The organism is Candidatus Symbiopectobacterium sp. (genome assembly GCF_020054415.1).
Classification (GTDB): Bacteria; Pseudomonadota; Gammaproteobacteria; order Enterobacterales; family Enterobacteriaceae; genus Symbiopectobacterium.
In genome coordinates this window covers 1-17,010 of sequence record NZ_JAHWCO010000532.1, presented here as the reverse complement: position 1 = coordinate 17,010, position 17,010 = coordinate 1, and the positions used below count along the sequence as shown (strand labels likewise).

The 17,010-nt window shown below is 49.0% G+C and carries 15 protein-coding genes and 3 pseudogenes; 12 read left to right on the top strand and 6 right to left on the bottom strand.

All coding sequences use genetic code 11. The annotated features are described in order from the left end of the window. Positions 1-86, top strand: a pseudogene (locus QZ506_RS15700) (lipoprotein); the annotation flags it as partial. A gap of 139 nt (positions 87-225) precedes the next feature. Here the strand turns inward: QZ506_RS15700 and QZ506_RS15695 are convergent. Genes QZ506_RS15695 through tadF form a run of 3 tightly spaced genes read right to left on the bottom strand, consistent with a single transcriptional unit; the run spans position 226 to position 3,486 of the window. Next, the gene (locus tag QZ506_RS15695; RefSeq protein ID WP_291972315.1) at positions 226-915 is read right to left on the bottom strand and encodes a hypothetical protein; all 690 of its coding nucleotides are present in this window, start codon (positions 913-915) and stop codon (positions 226-228) included. A gap of 31 nt (positions 916-946) precedes the next feature. Next, positions 947-2,737: a hypothetical protein gene (locus tag QZ506_RS15690; protein WP_291972313.1), complete on the bottom strand. Its 1,791-nt coding sequence runs from the start codon at positions 2,735-2,737 to the stop codon at positions 947-949. A gap of 35 nt (positions 2,738-2,772) precedes the next feature. After that, positions 2,773-3,486 carry a tight adherence pilus pseudopilin TadF gene (gene tadF, locus QZ506_RS15685; RefSeq protein ID WP_291972310.1) on the bottom strand — a complete coding sequence of 238 codons (714 nt, stop codon included), beginning with the start codon at positions 3,484-3,486 and terminating at the stop codon, positions 2,773-2,775. 127 nt (positions 3,487-3,613) lie between these two features. Here tadF and QZ506_RS15680 point away from each other — a divergent pair, with 127 nt between their 5' ends. Next, positions 3,614-3,865 (top strand): IS1 family transposase, encoded by a 252-nt coding sequence (locus QZ506_RS15680; RefSeq protein WP_291972307.1) that lies wholly within the window; start codon positions 3,614-3,616, stop codon positions 3,863-3,865. A 70-nt stretch (positions 3,866-3,935) separates the two neighbouring features. Here the strand turns inward: QZ506_RS15680 and tig are convergent, their stop codons facing one another. Together tig and bolA are read right to left on the bottom strand one after the other, a co-directional pair. Continuing rightward, positions 3,936-5,240: a trigger factor gene (gene tig / locus QZ506_RS15675; protein WP_291972305.1), complete on the bottom strand. Its 1,305-nt coding sequence runs from the start codon at positions 5,238-5,240 to the stop codon at positions 3,936-3,938. A 286-nt stretch (positions 5,241-5,526) separates the two neighbouring features. After that, positions 5,527-5,838, bottom strand: a complete 312-nt coding sequence (gene bolA / locus QZ506_RS15670; protein ID WP_291972304.1) for a transcriptional regulator BolA — start codon at positions 5,836-5,838, stop codon at positions 5,527-5,529. A 238-nt stretch (positions 5,839-6,076) separates the two neighbouring features. Here bolA and QZ506_RS15665 point away from each other — a divergent pair, with 238 nt between their 5' ends. The 8 genes and pseudogenes from QZ506_RS15665 (at position 6,077) to QZ506_RS15630 (ending at position 14,952) form a co-directional block, all read left to right on the top strand. Beyond that, complete coding sequence (locus QZ506_RS15665; protein WP_291972302.1) at positions 6,077-6,655, top strand: lipoprotein; 579 nt, start codon at positions 6,077-6,079, stop codon at positions 6,653-6,655. Positions 6,656-6,709: 54 nt separating this feature from the next. Next, positions 6,710-8,182 (top strand): annotated as a pseudogene (gene ampG / locus QZ506_RS15660) (muropeptide MFS transporter AmpG). Between the two features lie 395 nt (positions 8,183-8,577). Next, positions 8,578-9,543, top strand: a complete 966-nt coding sequence (cyoA, locus tag QZ506_RS15655; protein ID WP_291972300.1) for a cytochrome o ubiquinol oxidase subunit II — start codon at positions 8,578-8,580, stop codon at positions 9,541-9,543. Positions 9,544-9,547: 4 nt separating this feature from the next. Continuing rightward, a complete protein-coding gene (gene cyoB, locus QZ506_RS15650) occupies positions 9,548-11,539 on the top strand; it encodes a cytochrome o ubiquinol oxidase subunit I (RefSeq protein WP_291972298.1) in 1,992 nt (663 codons plus the stop codon). Then, positions 11,529-12,155, top strand: coding sequence for a cytochrome o ubiquinol oxidase subunit III (locus tag QZ506_RS15645; RefSeq protein ID WP_291972296.1), 627 nt, complete (start codon positions 11,529-11,531; stop codon positions 12,153-12,155). Before cyoB ends, QZ506_RS15645 begins: the two co-directional genes overlap by 11 nt. Then, positions 12,152-12,481 (top strand): cytochrome o ubiquinol oxidase subunit IV, encoded by a 330-nt coding sequence (locus QZ506_RS15640; RefSeq protein WP_222158272.1) that lies wholly within the window; start codon positions 12,152-12,154, stop codon positions 12,479-12,481. Before QZ506_RS15645 ends, QZ506_RS15640 begins: the two co-directional genes overlap by 4 nt. Positions 12,482-12,495: 14 nt before the next feature. Beyond that, on the top strand, positions 12,496-13,386 hold the full coding sequence (gene cyoE / locus QZ506_RS15635; RefSeq protein ID WP_291972316.1) for a heme o synthase: 891 nt from the start codon (positions 12,496-12,498) through the stop codon (positions 13,384-13,386). 186 nt (positions 13,387-13,572) lie between these two features. Then, complete coding sequence (locus QZ506_RS15630; RefSeq protein ID WP_291972294.1) at positions 13,573-14,952, top strand: MFS transporter; 1,380 nt, start codon at positions 13,573-13,575, stop codon at positions 14,950-14,952. Between the two features lie 34 nt (positions 14,953-14,986). On the opposite strand, the gene QZ506_RS15625 is transcribed toward QZ506_RS15630, so the two are convergent. Next, a complete protein-coding gene (locus tag QZ506_RS15625) occupies positions 14,987-15,478 on the bottom strand; it encodes a YajQ family cyclic di-GMP-binding protein (RefSeq protein WP_291972292.1) in 492 nt (163 codons plus the stop codon). Positions 15,479-15,688: 210 nt separating this feature from the next. Between QZ506_RS15625 and panE the strand changes: the two genes are divergently transcribed. Together panE and QZ506_RS15615 are read left to right on the top strand one after the other, a co-directional pair. Beyond that, a complete protein-coding gene (gene panE / locus QZ506_RS15620; protein WP_291972289.1) occupies positions 15,689-16,624 on the top strand; it encodes a 2-dehydropantoate 2-reductase in 936 nt (311 codons plus the stop codon). Next, positions 16,587-16,859 (top strand): annotated as a pseudogene (locus QZ506_RS15615) (DJ-1/PfpI family protein); the annotation flags it as partial. The gene panE and the pseudogene QZ506_RS15615, both read left to right, overlap by 38 nt. Positions 16,860-17,010: the final 151 nt, after the last annotated feature.

Genomic DNA, 17,010 nt, shown 5'->3' with positions numbered 1-17,010 from the left:
CTCAGGTGGGTGAAGCCATGGTCATGGTCAAAGCGCTTAACCGGATCACGCTATCAGGAATGCCGAACAGTATTCGCATCACGTAACAATCGACCCGTATGGGGCGCAGTCGTTACAAGTTCTGATTTATTCAACAAAGCCCCGAAGATAATGACTGGGATTTCTAAGCGACAGAACGCTGTCCGTGGAGCGACGCTCACCGGGCCTTCAGACGATGCAACAGACTCAGCGCAGAAAAAAATAGCCGTGGGGAATTGAGGGCGTAGCCGACAGTTTACTCGGTACAGGCGCTCTGACCCGGTTGCGGTTACTGCCCATTGAAAAATTGTTCAAAGAAAAAATCCCCAGATGCGTTATCCGCCACAGCAAATAAAGAGAGTATTCACTGCGAATATCCATCTTTCGTTTTAAACGACTGATAACGGAGTAGGCTATATTCTTAAGCCCAGCAGGAATATGACCATGTGTTATCTCCTCCCAATACTGTAACAGTTGTCGCTCGTGTGAATTAAACCTGACATAGGCGAATTTATCTTTTTCTAAACACCCCAGCCATGAATGGCTTAGCATAAATAAATCACGATTAGCGATATCTGAAGACACCACGATACAATAAGGACTCAGTACCAAATGTCGCTTCAAGCGTCGTAGTTTGATCATATCGGAAAAAAAAATACGATAAACAATTATATCGCTGTTATTGGCGTGTAATAATCGATTAGTTCTCTCCATTTCATGAAAGGTTTGATTACCAATGACCAGCGCATTACGGTATTCTCCCCTACGCGTTAGCTTTTTCTCGTTGTAGTGATCGAACACATCCACATCAGGATTGCCGTCGAACTTTTTATAAAAAAGATCGCTCAATCCTATATAACGATAATAGAGTGTATCTGCAATTACTATTGTTCTCATATCCCTCCCAAATACGGACGAAGCCTATCAATTAAAAACCACTTTTATCGATAAAGTTTATTTTTTCTTTTTTAGATATTTTTGCCAGTATATTCACCAGACTTAGATAATCACTCGCAACAAAAGCATTATCGTCTCCAACACAGAATTCCCGCCAAAACTTAACATTGTCATCATCAGTCCCGTTCTTAGCTAAGGAAATAAAAAATATATCCACCGCCACTGTCTTATGAATTTTGTTGTGATTTAACAAACCCTCTTTTATTCGTTTGCAAATATGGTATTCCTTATGAAGAGCTGTGGTCAACTCTTTCGGCCCACCGCTATCTTCCCCATCAGTAACCATGATAATGACTTTTTTAGGGTTATTACCCTTTGCGATCACAGGTAGCGATCGCAGCAAACCACTACTACTGTCAGTGCTCGCTCCAAGAATACTCATTTTCTTAAATTGAGAGATAATGTCAGCATTAGAGGTTAATTCAATTAAATAAGAATACGGTGGACCAGTATTTCGCGAATATTGAGAAAAATTAGTTTTTTTTTCTACATCAGATTCGGATATTGACTTTACTCCACCTCGCACAGAACCATTACACATTTCATTAAACATGCCATCTTCTCTATAATAACTAAAATAGGGATAAGTAGTAACTGACTTATCAGAAAACAAGTAGTCATCCTTCAAAGTTTCATCGAAATCAATAGTATCAACATTTACAACATTAAAATATCTTTTTGCTAATGTGTATAATTTCTTAACATTATTATAATGAAGAGTAAATTCTTCATGATGCGCACGCAAATTAGCACGAGGATCAGCATCACAGCTGTAAGAACCATTTATCTTCGAAATTTCAGTGCACCACTTTTTATCATTAACCATTTGCTCCATGGTGAGTCCCAAAAAAGGTGAGACGACTGATTTATAATAAGAGGTAATTACCTTATCCTGCTGATCGAAACTCTTATTATTCTCATTGAAGTTTTTGTTATACCAAAAGTTAAAATCAATATTTTTATTGCTAACTTTCGCATACTCTTTTTTAAGTTTACCGACAAAAGAACAGCCAATTTCTTTTCCACCAAAAAGGTCATTTTTACTCAATATAACTGGAACACCAGTATTAAAAGGAACAATGCCAATGGTATTTTTCTCATTACCATTAAGAATAATTTGAGAAAAATCCACTACCGCATCTTTCAAAATATCATATTTGATACCGCCTTTAACATCAGGCTTGGACCCATTAATATCAAAACCCATTGAGCCAGAAACGTCTACAATAAAAACGAAATCCGTAGGGATATTTTTATGTTCTATAGATTTTCTTACCGTGCCAGCAGAACTATCTGCACGTATATGAATATCATCGTTAAATCCAACCTCATTATATTTTTTGAAGATAGGATGTAATGTCGCAATACCAGATGCATTATAATCAATTGAGGTTAATTTTTCTGAATTATCGCGGTTCAGACTGACAATAACGTCAAGATCATTATCAGTAAACGTCACATAGGGCAGATAATAATTCAGATAGTCTCTCAGAACCTTTTCATTGGCTTCTTTGTTTCCATGCTTAACAGCACATTCTTTATCCGCGACGTAATCACAGCGATCGTTTATCGCAATAGCTAATACCCCCTGATTCATCGCATCTGCCAATCGGGCACGGTTTGACTGGAAATGCGCCCCATCAAGTGCAAAAGAAAAAAACATCAATAATATTGGAAACATAATAGCAAACGGCAATGCCATTGCACCAGACTCTCTGCGGAATACCAACAGAAAGAAATAAACAGCATATTTTATCTTCATGACGCTCCCTGAAATAATTATCGAACTCCAAAAACTCACCGAGGGATTACCGCATTACTCACTGAGATATTTCCTACAGATGGTCCAATAGCACGTAATATTTTCATTAACAAACTATACTGACTTTGAGTACAGAGAGTGACTTGATAAACAGGTAGCCAATGCTCAGTTCGCGTCGACCCAGTATCAGCATGAGAAAAAGGGGAAAGCAGAATATGTTTAGTGAAATCCTTTGCAAACTCTGACTTTGGACAATTACCCTCTTTTACATGAACTACAGTAAACGACATGGGCTTACCTTTTATCTTTTTTTCTGACTTTACATCTTCATCAAAATAGATAGCATCCACATAGAGATTATACTTTTCCCCGATACGAGATTCAGCCAAGAGCATATTTGCCAGCAAATCTAACTGATTGACATCATCCTGTGTCAAGATCTCTTTCCCATGATAAAGTGCAGTGCGTTCACGCAACACGGTGGCAAGAGAATGATTGACACGCTCCATATAGCCTTTGTTTAAAAAATATCGACTGTAATCAACCAATAAAAAACAGAGCAGTACAATAGAAGAAAAGTAGAAAAAAAACTCAATCGCTACGCTTCCTTTCTCACTTTTTATCTCAGACAGCAACTTTCCGTTTCTGCAAAGCGAAGACATATTACAATTCTCCTCGGGCTTTGTTGAATAAATAGATTTTATGCTGGCAGCCCAGTGAAACGACAGATCCTCGCAACGTAAAATCATGCAGTTAGGCCTCATGAGAAAAGTGTACACCTGAGATGACAAGCATTTTCAACCAAAACTGGCATGGAAAAACAGCATGATTACCTATTATTCAACAAGGCCACATCTAATGTGAAAAAACACGGTTATGGCAAAAGTGGCCATCAGCGTTACCGTCGTCAGTCATGCAAACACGGATGGCTACAGGGCTTACAACGACGAACTTCCAAAAGTAAAACGCATTGTTAGCAAGCTGTATACACAGCGTATTGAGCGTGCACATATGACACCGCGTAACCGATTGCAACGGCTCAATCGCAAGACGCTCGGATATTCAAAATCATCCGAAATGCACGATAGGATCATCGGTACTTACATCGAACGCGAGTACTACGTTTGATGCTACATCAACTCATTGAATACAAGACCCTTATTTTGGAAAAGATAACCGACCGAAGCCAGACAGCGAATTACGCCGTAGCAGGCTGGTTCATCAGATCGTTGAAGCTGACGGCTTTCTCGACCACTTTCACCTTAGACAACACCACTTCAACCGCTTGCTCTTCCAAAGCAACGTTGCGCATGTTGTTCATCAGCTCTTTGTTTTTGCTGTAGTAAGCAACCACTTCCTGCGGATCTTCGTAGGCAGAAGCCATCTCTTCGATCAGCGCGTTAGCGCGATCATCGTCCGCTTTCAGTTCGTTGGTGCTGATCACTTCGCCCAGCAGCAGACCCACGACAACGCGACGTTTAGCTTGCTCTTCAAACAGTTCACGCGGCAGTTCAGCCGCTTGCTTGGCGTTGCCACCAAAGCGTTGTGCCGCTTGTTGACGCAGAACGTCAATTTCGCCGTCGATCAGCGCAGCAGGAACGTCGATATCATTGGCTTTCACCAGACCGTCGATCACCTGAGACTTGATACGGTTACGCACTGCGCCTTTCAGCTCACGTTCCATGTTTTTACGCACTTCAGCCCGCAGACTTTCAACAGAACCATCCGCCACGCCGAAACGTGCGATGAATTCTGCGGTCAGTTCCGGCAGTTCACGCTCTTCCACTTTCTTCAGGACGATAGCGAACTGCGCTGCTTTCCCTTTCAGGTTTTCAGCGTGGTAGTCTTCTGGGAAGGTCACGTCGGTAATGAACTCTTCACCTGCTTTGTGACCCACCAGACCTTCTTCAAAGCATGGAATCATGCGGCCCTGGCCCATAGCCAGAACGAAATCAGACGCTTTACCGCCATCGAACACTTCGCCGTCGATAGTGCCGGTAAAGTCCACTGTTACGCGATCTTCTGCACCAGCGGCAGCATCGGTATCTTTCCAGGTGGCTTGTTGCTTGCGCAGCACTTCCAGCATGGCATCAACGTCAGCATCAACCACATCAACCAGCGGTTTTTCAACTTCGATGGTGTCCAGGCCTTTCAGCTCTACTTCCGGATAGACTTCAAACTCTACCGCGTAGGTGAAATCGGCATTCAGCTTGTATTCGCCCGGCACATAGTTCGGCGCACCAACGGGATTGATTTTTTCTTTAACGATGGCGTCAACGAAATGACGCTGCATCAGATCGCCCAACACGTCTTGACGCACGGAAGCGCCATAACGCTGAGCGATAACGTTCATCGGCACTTTGCCTTTACGAAAACCGTCAACGCGCGCTTTTTTAGCAACGTTAACCAGCTCTTTTTTTACCGCTTCTTCAATGCTATCAGCAGTGACGGTAATTGTTACGCGGCGACCAAGGCCTTGGGTGGTTTCAACTGAAACTTGCATCTTGTTACCTCAAAAAATCACAGTGCTCGGTCAGCTCCAAAACCATATACGCATGGGTGTCGGTTTGGACATAACCCCACAGAACCGCGACAGCAACAGCTGGTATCTGAACCCTGTTCCTTGTCGTCAGAAGCGTCCCGATGACATTTCCGGAAAATAAGACGCGGCATTATAGCGGCATAGAGGGAGTGAGTCGAGAAAAGTGCGCAGACTATTATGACAAGATAAGCGAGCTTTGATGTCAGTCACCTCTTATGCGTCTCTTTTTATGCGTCGTTGGCATCAATCAGGCGTCAATGCCAGCACCGCCACAGGCAGGTGATTTCGGGGCCTGGCCCCGCGCATCGGACCACTCTTGCGGCGTGTAAGTATGCAGCGCCAACGCGTGCAGGCCATTTTCCAATTCCGTCGCTAGCGTGGCATAAACCGCGCGATGACGGCCAATGGTGCGCTGTCCGGTAAAGGTTTCACTCACCAATACCACCTTAAAATGGCTTTGCGAACCCGCAGGCACGCGATGTTGATGGCTTTCATTGATCACATCCAGATGCGTGGGGGCAAAAGCTGCGCGCAATTTCGCCTCAATGGTGGCATGCATGACGTCGTCCTTATTGCTTGTTGATCTTGCCAGACAGTATATTCCACTGGCAGAAAAATGAGGTGAACACACTATCTGTCAATCCGGCGATCGCGATATCTCACAGCATCGCGCCGAAAAAATGGCCATTTCCAGAGTATTTCCCCTGAATTCGTCCTTTCACCCGCTGCCGGCAATGGTATGATAACGGGAATTTCTTACCAGCGAACCACCCTAATCATTACTGAGAAAATGCACAATGTTAAAAAAACTGTTTTTTCCCGTATTGGCCGTGCTGATGCTCGCCGGATGCGCCAATCAAAGCAATACGCTTGATGTCTCTCCTAAAATTAACGTGCCAGCGCAAGACCCAACCCTGATGGGCGTCACTGTCAGCATCAACGGGGCCGATCAGCGTGCCGATCAGGCATTAGCCAAAATCAACCGCGACGGGCAACTGATCGTGCTGACGCCTTCACGCGACCTGCGTTTCCTGTTGCAAGAAGCGCTGGAAAAACAGATGTCCTCACGCGGTTACATGATCGGAAACGGTGGCCCGGTTTCGCTACAAGTCGTGGTAAACCAACTGTATGCTGACGTTTCAGAAGGCAACCTGCGTCATAATATCACTGCACGCGCGGATATTTCGATCATCTCTCAGGCTGCCAACGGCAACAAGCAGGTCAAAAATTACCGCTCAACCTATAACGTTCAGGGCGCGTTGACCGCGACCAACGAAAAAATCACCAACGCTGTTAATACGGTATTGGGCGATGTCATCAATGACATGGCACAAGACACCACTGTCAGCAGCTTCATTAAGGCTAACGCCCGATAATTCCCACGCTGTTTTCCTCTATCCTGTTCTGTGGGATAGAGGGAAGTATCTACCATGCTACATCGCTTTTTTACCCTTTTTCGTCAGCCGTATTCACTGTCGCTGCTGCTACTGGGTTTTGCGTCCGTGCTACCGCTGGCGCTGACCTCTGGTACGTTGCAGGCCTAGATGGCGGTCGCTAACGTCGATTTGAAAACCATCGGTTTCTTCTCCCTAGTGGGACAAGCCTATGTTTTCGAGTTTATGTGTGCACCGATGATGGACCGTTACACCCCGCCCTTCCTCGGCCGTCGCCGTGGCTGGCTGCTGGTCAGTCAGGTGCTGCTGATCGGATTGATTGCCTCAATGGCGCTGCTGGAACTTGGTAAGCATCTGTGGTGGTTAGCCGCTATTGCGGTTTTGGTGGCATTTTGTTCCGCCTCGCAGAATATCGTGTTTGACGCCTACAAAGCGGACCTGTTACCCGCCGATCAGCGCGGCTCGGGCGCGGCCATTTCCGTATTGGGTTACCGTCTGGCCATGCTGGTTTCGGGTGGATTGGCGCTGTGGATGGCCGATCGTTATCTCGGTTGGCACGCCACCTATGTGCTGATGGCGCTGCTGCTCCTGCAGGGCCTTGCGTGCGCCTGAACCGGTGTTGGATGCTCCGGCACCGCGCACCCTTGAACAGGCAATGTTTGCCCCACTGCGCGACTTCTTTTCGCGCAATAACGCCTGGCTGATTTTATTGCTGATCGTGCTGTATAAGTTGGGCGACGCCTTTGCGATGAGCCTGAGTCCCCCGTTCCTGATTCGCGGCGTAGGTTTCAATGCTGGCGACGTCGGACTGGTCAACAAAACGTTGGGGTTACTCGCCACCATTATTGGTGCCTTGTACGGCGGGTTGTTAATGCAACGTATGACCTTGTTCCGTGCGTTGCTGCTATTCGGCATCTTGCAGGCCATCTCTAACGCAGGCTACTGGCTGCTGGCGATCACGACCAAACATCTGATCAGCATGGCAGGGGTTATCTTTCTGGAAAACCTGTGCGGCGGGATGGGCACAGCGGCGTTCGTGGCGTTACTGATGACCTTATGCAACACGTCGTTTTCCGCTACCCAGTTTGCGCTGCTTTCCGCACTCTCGGCCGTGGGGCGCGTCTACGTTGGCCCGATCGCAGGCTGGTTTGTAGAGACCCATGGTTGGGCCTGGTTCTATTTATTTACCATTGCGATCTCGGTGCCGAGATTAGTCCTGCTATTAGTATGCAGACAAACCCTAGAGTACACCCAGCGTACCGGCACATTTATGGTACGTATACCTATCCCCGCTATTACCGCTTCGCGCTGCGTCTCCTAGCCGCTGGGTGTGCGCTGTTATTCATCTGACTGACCTTGACCATCGCCCACGCGTTGGGTGACAATGCAGTTGAAACAATCAATTATAACATTCTTATTCTATTGGTTATTTTTGTCGTTTCTGGGGCGCTTTTAGGTTGCGTACTCGACTATTTATCGCTGCATAATTCACCGTCACCTGAAGCCTGAAAATAGCGATAAACCTGCGTGGTTATCACCGCATCGTATTATTTTTTTTCACTAGTCTGCTATCAGCCAACGTTATTTTTTTACGTTGGCTCACTTTTTTCTGGCTATTTAATTGTTGGGAAAATGTGTGAGAGGCAATCATGTTGGTTCGATGGAAAATTCCTCTTCAGGCGGGTTGTAATTTTTTTTATCCATCCATACTTCTCTATGGGATAAATTTTAATTCACTGTTTTTAATAAATTTTTCCTAACGACAAGGTAATTGTGACATTCAGGGCAAAAATCAGCAACAAAGCGCTGACATAACCTTAATCATGTTTACAGTGCAGTAACCTTACCGTAAAATGCCCGCTCGCATGAAATGACAATAGAGCCCTTGTTATTGAGGTCGCTAGATGAGACTCAGGAAGTACGATAAAATTTTTGGGATGTTGTCTTTATTCGCTGCCGCAGCACTACTGAGCGGTTGTGATGTGGCATTAATGAACCCCAAAGGACAGGTCGGGTTGGAGCAACGGTCGTTGATTCTGACGGCACTCGGGTTGATGTTGATCGTAGTTATTCCGGTAATCGTGATGACCATCGCTTTTGCCTGGAAGTTTCGCGCTTCCAACACCAAAGCGAAATACACCCCGAACTGGTCACACTCCAACAAGATAGAAGCGGTGGTATGGACAGTTCCCATCATCATCATTCTTATTCTGGGTACCATTACTTGGAAAACCACCCATTCACTGGATCCGTATAAGCCGTTGGTCTCCGAGGCCAAGCAGATTACCGTCGAAGTGATTTCACTCGACTGGAAATGGCTGTTTGTTTACCCGGAATTGGGTATCGCCACGGTCAACGAGTTAGTGTTCCCAACCAATGTGCCGGTGAATTTCAAAATCACCTCCGATACCGTAATGAACTCTTTCTTCATTCCGCGTCTGGGTGGGCAGATTTACGCGATGGCGGGCATGCAAACCAAACTGCATCTTATCGCCAACGAGCCGGGTAAATATGACGGTATTTCTGGTGGTTATAGCGGGAAAGGCTTCTCCGGCATGAAATTTACTGCCATTGCCACTCCAAGCCAGCAGGAATTCGACCATTGGGTTGCCACCGTGCGTGCCTCCAACAAAACGCTGAACAGCACGGAGGAATTCAATGCTCTGGCCAAACCCAGCGAATTCCACCCGGTAGAGTACTTCTCCAGCGTGCAACCTGAGCTGTTTGAAAACCTGATTCGCAAATTCACGCAAAGCGGCGGTGCGCCTGCGCATCACCACGCTGAAGGCGAAACGCAGCCAGGCGGCATGCAACACGGTGACAATATGAACATGAGCGAGCACGCCTCGCACCAAGGCGCCGAGGGATAAGACGATGTTCGGAAAACTAACTCTTGATGCGGTTCCGTATCATGAACCCATTATTATGGTTACGGTGGCCGGCATCATCGTCGGCGGCCTCGCCCTGTTGGCGGCCATCACTTATTTCGGTAAATGGAAGTGGCTGTGGGCTGAATGGTTTACCTCGGTAGACCACAAACGCATCGGCATCATGTATATGATCGTTGCGTTTATCATGATGATTCGTGGCTTTGCCGATGCCATCATGATGCGTGGTCAGCAGGTCTTGGCGTCTGCCGGTGAGGCAGGCTTCCTTAATGCCCACCACTACGATCAGATATTTACCGCGCACGGCGTGATCATGATTTTCTTCGTGGCAACGCCGTTTGTGGTCGGTTTGATGAACCTGGCAGTGCCGCTGCAAATCGGCGCACGCGACGTGGCCTTCCCTTTCCTTAACTCGCTCAGCTTCTGGCTATTCGTGGTAGGGGTTGTCCTGATCAACCTGTCGCTGGGTATCGGTGAGTTTGCGCAAACCGGTTGGGTGGCCTATCCGCCGCTTTCCGGCAAGGAGTACAGTCCTGGCGTAGGTGTGGATTACTGGATATGGAGTCTACAGATCTCCGGTCTGGGTACTACGCTGACTGGCGTCAACTTCTTCGCGACCATTATCCGTATACGTGCACCGGGTATGACGCTGATGAAAATGCCGGTCTTTACCTGGACGGCACTGTGCACCAACGTGCTGATCATCGCCGCCTTCCCGATTTTGACCGTCACCATCGCCTTACTGACTCTGGATCGCTATCTGGGCACCCATTTCTTTACCAATGATATGGGCGGCAACATGATGATGTACATCAACCTCATCTGGGCCTGGGGCCATCCTGAGGTGTACATTCTGGTTCTGCCCATTTTCGGCGTTTACTCCGAAGTGGTTGCCACCTTCTGTAAGAAGCGTCTGTTCGGTTACACCTCGCTGGTGTGGGCGACCATCGCCATTACCGTACTGTCGTTTATCGTCTGGCTGCACCACTTCTTCACCATGGGGTCTGGCGCGAACGTTAACGCCTTCTTTGGTATTGCTACCATGATCATTTCCATCCCGACCGGGGTGAAAATCTTCAACTGGCTGTTCACCATGTATCAGGGCCGAATCCAGCCGAACTCTGCCATGTTGTGGACTACTGGTTTTATCATCACCTTTACCATCGGTGGGATGACCGGGGTGCTGCTGGCGGTGCCGGGTGCCAACTTTGTACTGCACAACAGCCTGTTCCTGATTGCGCACTTCCATAACGTCATTATCGGCGGCGTGGTGTTTGGTATTTTTGCCGGTATTACCTACTGGTTTCCGAAAGCGTTTGGCTTCACGCTGAACGAAACTTGGGGCAAACGCGCGTTCTGGTTCTGGATTATCGGCTTCTTCACCGCCTTTATGCCGCTGTATGTGCTGGGCTTTATGGGCATGACCCGTCGCCTCAGCCAACAGATTGATCCGCAGTTCCACTCACTGCTGGTAGTTGCCTCTGTCGGTGCCGCACTGATCGGCCTTGGCGTACTGTGCCAATTGATGCAGTTCTATGTCAGTATCCGCGATCGCGACCAAAACCGTGATTTGACCGGTGACCCGTGGGGTGGCCGCACGTTGGAGTGGGCAACCTCGTCCCCACCGCCGTTCTATAACTTCGCCATCGTGCCGAACGTTCAGGTACGCGATGCCTTCTGGGAACAGAAAGAGCGCAGTGAAGCCAACAAAAAACCGGTCAGCTATGAAGAAATTCATATGCCGAAAAACACCGGCGCTGGCGTGATTATCTCAGCGTTCAGTCTGGTGTTCGGCTTCGCCATGATCTGGCATATCTGGTGGATGGCGATTGCCGGTTTCGTCGGCATGATCGTGACCTGGATTGTGCACAGTTTTAACCGCGATGTGGATTACTACGTTCCGGTCAAACAAATCGAAGAGATTGAGAACCAGCACTTCGACAATATCAGCAAAGCAGGTGTGAAACATGACAACTGAAACTCTGACGCATCATCACGCTGCTCATGACGCCCATGCAGAGCATGGGCACCACGACGCCAGCGGCACCAAGGTGCTGGGGTTCTGGGTTTACCTCATGAGCGATTTGATCATTTTCGGCTCATTGTTCGCCACCTATGCCGTGCTGGTAACTGGCACGGCGGGCGGTCCGTCCGGAAAAGACCTGTTTGATCTCAAGTTTGTGCTGGTCGAAACCTTCGCGTTGCTGTTGAGCAGTATCACCTTCGGCATGGCGATGATCGCCATGTACAAAGGCAACGTGGCGCGCATCAACACCTGGCTGGCTATCACCTTCCTGTTTGGTCTGGTGTTTATCGGGATGGAAATCTATGAATTCCATCACCTGATCGCAGAAGGATACGGCCCGGATCGCAGCGCGTTCCTGTCGGCCTTTTTCGCGCTAGTCGGCACCCACGGCGTTCACGTAACTTCAGGCCTCATCTGGCTTGTGGTGATGATGATTCAGGTCTCACGCTGGGGCATCACCCCTACCGTGAAAACCCGTTTGATGTGTCTGAGCCTGTTCTGGCACTTCCTTGACGTGGTATGGATTTGTGTCTTTACCGTAGTTTATCTGATGGGGGCGATGCAATGAGTCATTCAACGACCGATCACGGCGCCAGCCACGGTAGCGTACAGTCTTATGTCATCGGCTTTGTCATGTCAGTCATTCTGACCGTGATCCCGTTTGGTCTGGTGATGGCGGGTGCCGCCTCCCCCAGCGTGATTATGGCCGGTGTGGTTGGCTGCGCCGTGGTACAGATCCTGGTTCACTTGGTCTACTTCCTGCACCTGAACAGTTCTTCTGAGCAGCGCTGGAACGTGGTAGCGTTGGTGTTCGCCATTCTGATTATCGCTATCGTGGTAGTAGGATCCATCTGGATTATGCTGAGCGCGCACCACAATATGATGATTCCGTAATCGAGCCAGACATGATGATTAAGCGATACCTACAAGTCACAAAACCAGGGATCATTTTTGGCAACCTGATTTCTGTTATCGGGGGATTTCTGCTGGCTTCCAAAGGCAGCATTGATTACCCCCTCTTTATCGCTACCCTGTTTGGGGTGTCGTTGGTGGTTGCGTCCGGTTGCGTCTTCAACAACGTAATCGACCGTGACATTGACAAAAAGATGGAGAGAACCAAAAACAGAGTGATGGTGAAGGGGCTGATTTCAGTCAATGTGTCACTGAGTTATGCGGCTGCGTTAGGTATTGCCGGTTTTGCGTTGCTCTACGTGGCGGCAAACCCGCTAGCCATGTGGCTTTCAGTAATGGGCTTTGTGGTATACGTTGGCGTCTACAGTCTGTATATGAAACGCCACTCGGTATACGGCACGCTGATCGGCAGCCTGTCCGGTGCTGCACCGCCGGTGATTGGGTATTGTGCCGTAAGCAACCAGTTCGATGCGGGTGCGTTGATCCTGCTGTTGATCTTCAGCCTGTGGCAAATGCCGCACTCCTACGCTATCGCCATTTTCCGTTTCAAGGATTATCAGGCCGCCAACATTCCAGTACTGCCGGTGGTGAAAGGCATCTCCGTGGCTAAAAACCATATTACGCTGTATATCGTGGCGTTTATGGTGGCTACGCTGATGCTGTCGCTGGGTGGCTATGCCGGGTATAAATATCTGGTGGTAGCAGCCTCTGTAAGTATCTGGTGGTTAGGCATGGCACTGTCGGGCTACAAAAAACCCAATGATGACAAAGTGTGGGCGCGCAAACTGTTTGTGTTCTCGATCGTTGCCATCACATCATTGAGCGTGATGATGTCTGTAGACTCAATGACGCCAATGCATGATGTGCTGCTCACCGCACTGCGCTAACGTTTCACCGTTCGCACGTAGAAAAAACAAACGATCCCCATCGTCTGTTTTTTTTTCGCCCTTTCCCACACTTACTGCATTTACTATGTCATTTTATGACCGTGCGCCAAATCAAGTAACAATGCTGCAATTTACGACCCGATGAGTAAGGCACTACAATAGCGCCAACGCGAATTTGAGGTTTTCATGAACGATACATCCCTCACAGACAATATCATGACGCCGCGCGAACGGCGCGCAACCTGGGGCTTAGGTGCGGTTTTTTCCCTGCGTATGCTCGGCATGTTTATGGTGTTGCCAGTGCTAACAACCTACGGCGTGGCATTACAAGGGGCCAGCGAATCGCTGATTGGTCTCGCAATTGGTATCTATGGTCTGATGCAAGCGCTGTTTCAGGTGCCTTTTGGTTTACTTTCCGATCGCGTCGGGCGTAAACTGCTCATCGTCATCGGCCTGCTCATGTTTGTGCTCGGCAGCGTGATTGCCGCCCTCAGTACCACGATCTGGGGCATTATTCTCGGACGTGCGTTACAAGGAGCAGGTGCGATCTCCGCCGCCGTTATGGCGCTGTTGTCCGATCTCACTCGCGAACAAAATCGCACCAAAGCAATGGCTTTTATCGGCATCAGTTTCGGGGTGACCTTTGCCATCGCCATGGTGCTTGGGCCGATCGTTGCGCACGCCTGGGGATTACAGTCCCTGTTCTGGTGCATGGCCCTGCTCGCATCGCTCGGAATTGTAATAACCCTGACGCTGATCCCTAATGCCGCTAGCCATGCCCTCAACCGGGAATCCGCCATTGTGCGCGGCAGCATTCGCCAGGTGCTCGGTAACAGCCGTCTGGTAAAACTCAATATCGGCATTATGTGCCTGCATATCCTGCTGATGTCGAGTTTTGTCGCCCTGCCGCGCGTGCTGGAACAGGCAGGTCTGCCAGCAGAATCACACTGGAAGATCTATCTGTACACCATGCTGATCTCCTTTGTCTGCGTGCTGCCCTTTATCATTTATGCCGAAGTGAAACGGCAGATGAAGCGGGTGTTTGTGGGCTGTATCGTAGTGCTGTTAGCCGCAGAGATGCTTTTATGGATGGCAGGCAGCCAATTTTGGACTATTGTGGCAGGCATTCAACTATTTTTTCTGGCGTTTAATATTATGGAAGCGCTGCTGCCCTCCCTTATCAGCAAAGAGGCACCGGCGGGTTACAAAGGCACCGCAATGGGGATCTACTCCACCACCCAATTTATCGGCGTTGCTATCGGCGGCAGCATGGGCGGCGCACTGTTTCAATTCCACGGTGCAGCCTGGGTGTTTGCAGCAGGAGCGCTGCTCTGCGCGTTATGGTTGATTATCGGCGTCAGCATGAAGGATCCGCCTTATCTCAGCAGCTTGCGCATTGCACTGCACGATGACGCATTGGACGACTCCGCACTAGCACAAAAGATACGCATACACCCTGGCGTAGCGGAGGCCATCGTGGTACCGGAAGAGCGCAGCGCCTATGTCAAAATCGATCGTCAGAAGACCAGCCGTCAACAGCTCGAAGCGCTGATCGGGCAAGCGTGAGTCACATAGGGCCAGCATCGCTGGCCCTTTACGATTAATCGCGGAAATTGGTGAACTGGAAGGGTTGCCCCAGATTGGCTCCGCGAATCAACGCCATGACGCTTTGCAAATCGTCACGCGCTTTGCCGGTTACGCGCAGTTGCTCACCCTGAATCTGTGTTTGCACTTTCAGCTTACTGTCTTTGATCAGCTTGACGATTTTTTTCGCCTGTTCAGGCTCAATGCCCTGCTTCAGTTTGGCGTTAACGCTGTACGTCTTGCCGCTGTGTTCCATCTCTTCTGGAACCTCCAACGCGCCTGCTTCGATACCGCGTTTCACCAGTTTTTCGCGCAGGATATCAACCAGTTGCTGTACCTGAAAATCTGACTCGCTGGCCACTTTGATCTGTTCGTTTTTCTCATTCAGCTCAAAGCTCGCCGGTACGTTACGAAAATCCCAGCGATTAGTCAGTTCGCGTGACCCATTCTCAACAGCGTTGCGGATTTCCTGCATATCGATTTCGGATACAATATCGAAAGATGGCATAATCAATTCTCCCTGATTTATGCGTAGGAATAGGGTTATGTGGCATGCATGATACCTGTTCTCCGCAGAGAAACAACATCCGCCCGCCTTGGAGCTTGCAGTCCCTTTCTCACGCGCCATAATACGTAATTGTCAGGCAGAATGAATCAATCAAAAGATAACCGCCTCCGTCACACTGCGTGCCACGCGCATCGATAAAGGAAAACTCAGATGAAAATTACCGTGCTGGGTTGCGGCGCACTGGGTCAGCTTTGGCTTGCCGCATTACATCAGCAAGGCCACGACGTTCAGGGATGGATGCGTTTCCCCGCTCCGTACTGTGCCGTCAACGTACAAATGCTGGACGGAAAACTGTGCAATCTGATGCTGCCGACAAACGATCCCGAGCACCTGATGCAAAGCGAACTGCTGTTGGTAACCCTTAAAGCCTGGCAGGTTTCCGATGCCGTCAGCGCCTTATTACCGACTATCGCCCCGAACTGTACCATTTTGTTGTTGCACAATGGCATGGGCACCCGGGAAGAGTTGCCCGTATTGACCCAACCGCTGTTACAAGGCGTCACGACTCACGCCGCACGACGCGATGCGACGCTGGTGGTGCACGTTGCCGGTGGAACCACGCACATTGGTGCCATTACCAGCGGCAACAGCCGTGGCGCGGTTCCTCACAGCGATACCCACTCTGCGCTGGCTGCATTGCTGCATCAGGCGCTGCCAGATGTCGCCTGGTACAATAATATTGCCGTGACGTGCTGGCGTAAACTGGCAGCAAACTGTGTGATTAATCCGTTAACCGTGCTCTATAACTGTAAAAATGGGGCGTTAAGCTCTTATCCCGAGCAAATAGACCTGCTGTGTCAGGAGATCGTGCGCGTCATGGAGCGTGAAGGCCACCCCGATTCGCTGGAGCAGGTGAAACTGTACGTGGAACAATTGATTCAGAATACCGCCGAAAACACTTCTTCCATGCTGCAAGATATCCGTGCCCAGCGTCATACCGAAATTGACTATATTACCGGCTATCTGCTGCAGCGGGCCCGTGCCCACGGCTTAACATTGCCGGAAAACAGCCGTTTATTTGAAATGATTAAGCTAAAGGAAAGCGAATATGACCGCATCGGTACTCCTCTGTTTGGCTCCCAGTAACGAAGAAACCGAAGCTGTAACCACATTTGACCTGCTGGTACGCGCTGGTATTGCTGTCACTGTCGCCAGCGATGGCGACACAACGATAACCTGTTCGCGTGGCGCAAGATTGGTGGCGGATGCACCGCTGGTTTCCGTTGCAGATAACCCTTTTGATGCCATCGTGTTACCGGGCGGTGTCAAGGGAGCAGAATGCTTCCGCGACAGCCCGTTGCTGGTGGAATGCATTCGCCAAAAGCATCAGGTGTACTAGCTCAGACCTGATCTGACAGTTACCGATTATTTATACAGGTGTCTGTCAGATTACATCTGGTTCAGATTCTTTGTATTAGTCGCGACTAGATCTGACACTGGACCTTGAAAGGTTGAGAGTTACCGGTTTTGAT